This window comes from Candidatus Contendobacter odensis Run_B_J11 (assembly GCF_000531125.1).
GTDB classification, from domain to species: domain Bacteria; phylum Pseudomonadota; class Gammaproteobacteria; order Competibacterales; family Competibacteraceae; genus Contendibacter; species Contendibacter odensensis.
In genome coordinates, this window is the sequence record NZ_CBTK010000107.1 from 1 (window position 1) to 4,188 (window position 4,188).

Sequence of the window (4,188 nt, forward strand, 5' to 3'; positions counted from 1 at the left end):
GTTCCTCTCAACCTAAAGCCTATCCGCTTCAAATTTTACCTAAAACTGATAGGTGGTGAGGCAACGACGCACAGTATCCCCGACTGGACTACGACCCGGCACGACTGCCAGCGGCGGTTGCTGAACATCGCCGGTTGGTGCGCGATTTCGGCCAGTCGTTGTTGAAGATCGGCTTGCCATCCGGGACCAAGGCGATTCCGCTGGCCGGCACTGCGCACGCCTGCGGTACTCTGACTATGGGCGCTGATCCCCACACCTCGGTCGTGGACGCCGAGGGCAAGGTGCATGGCCTGGATAATCTGTACGTGGTGGATGGCAGCGTGTTGCCGCGCTCCAGCCGAGCCAACCCCTCGCTGACTATTTACGCTTGGGCGCTGCGAGTCACGGAGCGGCTGCAACAGCGGGAGCGCACGCCATGAGCAGCGTACCGGATTTCATCCGCTTCGGGCGAGCCATCTGCGGCGATCTCGATCAGGCCGAGCGGCACGAATGGTGGTTGAGCAACGGGCTGGGCGGTTATGCCGCCGGCACGGTGGCAGGAACCCTGACCCGTTGCTATCACGGCCTGCTGATTGCGCCGGTTTATCCGCCGCTGGGCCGCTGGCTGGTGTTCGCCAAGGCCGACGCTACCCTGCTCGACGGTGGCCGGGAAACGCCGCTGTTTAGTAACCGCTGGGGCGGCGGCATCGTGAATCCCACCGGTCACGTCTATCTGGAATCCTTCCAGTTGCACGGGCGGATGCCGGTGTGGCGCTATGCCCTCGGCGACCGGGTCATCGAGCAGCGCATCTGGCTGGAGCCGGGCGCGAATACTGTTTATATCGCCTGGCGGTTGGATACGCCCGCCGCCGACCGGGATCTGCAATTGCGAGTCCGACTGCTGATCAACGCCCGCGATCATCATGCGCGGATGGCTCCCGGTGGCTTTACGCCCCAAGTGAACATGGCAGGAGAACAACTGCACGTTGTCTGCCCCGATCAATTCGCCTTGCGGTTCCAGGCGGCGGGCGGCGTCCTCCAGCCCGAATGGGACTGGATCGAGAATTTCGATCTGCTAGTGGAACGGGAACGCGGCCTGCCGGAACGGGATGCCCATCTGTGCATCGGCCAAGCGATGCTGACCCTGCGGCCCGGCGTTTGGGTGGGCGTCGTCGCCAGCCTGCGCGCCGATGCGGATACCGATCTGGACGCGGCGCTCCAGCGGTTCTTTTCCCGCGAGGCGATGTTGCTCGATTGCGCCCGCCCGTACCTTACTGATCCGCTTCCAGACTGGATCGCCCAACTGACGCTGGCCGCCGACAGCTTCCTGTTCGCCCGGCCACTGCCGGATTGGCCCAATGGCGAATCGGTGATCGCGGGCTATCCGTGGTTCGGCGACTGGGGCCGCGACACCATGATTGCGCTGCCCGGCCTGACCCTGTCCACCGGCCGTGCCGACAGCGCCCGCCGCATCCTGCTGACCTTCGCCCGCTTCGTCGATCAGGGCATGTTGCCGAATGTATTTCCCGGCGCAGTCGAAACCCCCGACTACAACACCGTAGACGCCGCGCTGTGGTATTTCGAGGCGTGGCGGGCTTATGTGGAGGCGACCGATGACCAGGCGGCGCTGGCCAAGGTTTTCCCGGTGCTGGCGGACATGATCGACTGGCACGTTCGCGGAACCCGCTATCACATCGGCATGGATGCCGCTGATGGCCTGTTGTACACGGGCGAACCAGGCGTACAACTCACTTGGATGGACGCCAAGGTGGGCGACTGGGTGGTAACGCCGCGCATCGGCAAGCCGGTCGAGATCAACGCGCTCTGGTACAACGCTTTGGCGAGTATGGCCGATTTCGCGGAACAGCTCGGCCAGCCCGCCGACCGCTACTCCGCACTTGCCGCCCAGGTCCGACACGGTTTTCAACGCTTTGTCCGTCCCGCCGACGCGGGGCTGGCTGACCTGCTGGACGGTCCCGCCGGCGACGATTTCACCTTGCGCCCCAACCAGATTTTCGCCGTCAGTCTGCCGCACAGCCCACTCGATCCGGCAACCCAGCGCACCGTGGTGCAGGTGTGCGGGCGGGAATTGCTGACCTCCTATGGCTTGCGTTCGCTGGCTCCCAACCATCTCGATTATCGCCCGCATTATCTTGGCGGGGTCTGGGAGCGCGACGGCAGTTATCACCAAGGGCCGGTCTGGGGATGGCTGCTGGGCCACTACGCGCTGGCTGAGTATCGCGTCTACGGCGATGCAGCGGTGGCTCAGACCCGACTGACGCCGATCCGCGATCACCTGCTGGACGCCGGACTGGGCACGATCAGCGAAATTTTTGACGGTGCGCCGCCCCACGCACCACGCGGCGCACCGGCCCAGGCTTGGTCGGTAGCCTGCGTGCTGGAAGCGTGGCAACGGCTGGAGCGGTTAAGGCTCAATATGGATTCCAGACGGTTAAGCACGGTTCGCCCCGCCGGAGATCAGGGGCTACACTGAACAAGTTCTGAACCGCCGCGACCGAAGGCCCCCCGACGATGATCAACCTTCAAAATCTGCTGGACGATGTCAAGTGCTATGAAACCGTTCGCCCGTTGCGGTGGCCCGACGGGGTCTGTTGCCCTCATTGTGGCGCGGCGGAGGTCACCAAGCCGGGTCGCGACACCACCCAACCGGCGCGGCGGAAATATCGGTGTGCGGGGTGCCATCGCTATTTTGACGATCTGACCGGGACGGTGTTGGCCGGCCACCACCCGCCGTTACGAGTTTGGATATTATGTTTATATTTCATGGGACTAAATTTATCGAATGCCCAGATCGCCCAGGAGTGAGGGCTGAACCCGGATGACGCGCAACGGATGACCGAGCCACTGCGCCCAGGGATCGTCGCCCGCCAACCCGAACCGACCCGGTCGGGGGAAGTGGAATGCGATGAGGTTTATGGCCGGGCATAAAAGGCATCCGGACGCAGTGAAAAAAAAGGCCGCCGGGGTCGTCGGCGCCGGCTGAAGGGCGCACGGGGCCGGGGTACCCTGGAAAAAGAAAAGCCGCCGATTTTCGGGATGATCCAGCGGGGCGGTGGTGGTGCGGAGGCTGGACAACGTCCAGCAAGCCATGATTCGCCCGCTGATCGAGCGGTTCATCGCCCCAGGAACCCGCGGGTTGTCGGGTAAGGAAGCGGCATTTCTGCCACTCCCTCCCCTAAGAACCGTACTTGAAAGTTTCCCTTCATACGGCTCAAGCCTCATCTAAGCCCCCTTTCACGGGAGCCGGTTTCACCACTTCTAACTTCTGGCTGTGAATCTGCCTATGGCAATTCGGGTGTAGCAACATCAGGTTGGAAATATTGTCTTTTCCGCCTTGAGCTTTTGGAAGGATATGGTGAATGTTCCAGCCCGTTTCCTTCGTTATTTTCTCTTGACAGTGAGGACATTCCTTGTCTTGTCGCCACCAAAGCCTAAGCAATTTCGTCTTTCCTTTCAGGTTGTTATCCATTTTCCAGCCAAGACGGCTTTCAAAGTAGGATTCCTGTGCGGGGTCAAACGGGTTCGCTTCGCCCTTGATTTTGATATGTCGCATTATTTTCGTATCGCTGGCTTTTATCAGCGTCCTCCTTTGCGGTTTTCCGTCCTTATCCTTGGTTGTCGCCACAAATATCCAGTCTCGGCTTCCAATCCGAATGAAATATCTATCCTTGACCCATTTAGTTCCTTTGTTGGGGTGGCGACGTGTTGCCCATTTCCAAATTATTCGGTCCTGTAAATTTTCCTGTGATGGCGAGGGTTAGCAGCGCCAGGCTAAGGCGTTGACTGCATCTAACCTATTGATCCAACCAAGTGATATTCATTTTACCTGCCTGCCCCACAATTCCGATCACAGGAAAATTTACAGGAGGAATTATTCTCCAAATTTCATGGTCTACTTTCGCAAAGGTTTCTTTGGCGACTGCACCTTGATGGTAATTCGCCCAACCTCGTATCATTGGGTTGAGTAGTCCAATCAAGTTTTCTTGTTTCGCCATGTCATTGGCCTTCACTACTTCCCGGATTTTCCCTAAAAACGCTTTCACGTTTTTCTTTGACGGCTTAGTTAGTATAGCTCTCCTATGCAGGTTGTGGAATTTTTAGATACCATTCTATTTTTCTAAAATTAAAGTAACTACTCAGGTACCTCACTGTAATTGCTAATATAGAACATTTTGTTTATCCTTGATC

General features: G+C 59.0%; 4 protein-coding genes and 1 pseudogene. 3 read left to right on the forward strand and 2 right to left on the reverse strand.

Going from position 1 to position 4,188, the window contains the following annotated elements; all coding sequences use genetic code 11:
• The first annotated feature begins 137 nt into the window (after positions 1–137).
• The 3 genes and pseudogenes from BN874_RS24390 to BN874_RS26605 form a co-directional block, all read left to right on the forward strand.
• Positions 138–419 (forward strand): GMC family oxidoreductase, encoded by a 282-nt coding sequence (locus BN874_RS24390; protein WP_230314371.1) that lies wholly within the window; start codon positions 138–140, stop codon positions 417–419.
• A complete protein-coding gene (locus BN874_RS08370; protein ID WP_051497594.1) occupies positions 416–2,473 on the forward strand; it encodes an amylo-alpha-1,6-glucosidase in 2,058 nt (685 codons plus the stop codon). Before BN874_RS24390 ends, BN874_RS08370 begins: the two co-directional genes overlap by 4 nt.
• A 38-nt stretch (positions 2,474–2,511) precedes the next feature.
• Positions 2,512–3,133, forward strand: a pseudogene (locus BN874_RS26605) (transposase); the annotation flags it as partial.
• Positions 3,134–3,211: 78 nt separating this feature from the next.
• Here the strand turns inward: BN874_RS26605 and BN874_RS08380 are convergent.
• Both BN874_RS08380 and BN874_RS08385 read right to left on the reverse strand, forming a co-directional pair.
• Positions 3,212–3,625, reverse strand: coding sequence for an HNH endonuclease signature motif containing protein (locus tag BN874_RS08380; protein ID WP_051497595.1), 414 nt, complete (start codon positions 3,623–3,625; stop codon positions 3,212–3,214).
• A 169-nt stretch (positions 3,626–3,794) separates the two neighbouring features.
• On the reverse strand, positions 3,795–4,043 hold the full coding sequence (locus BN874_RS08385; protein WP_034432041.1) for a group II intron maturase-specific domain-containing protein: 249 nt from the start codon (positions 4,041–4,043) through the stop codon (positions 3,795–3,797).
• Between the last annotated feature and the right edge of the window lie 145 nt (positions 4,044–4,188).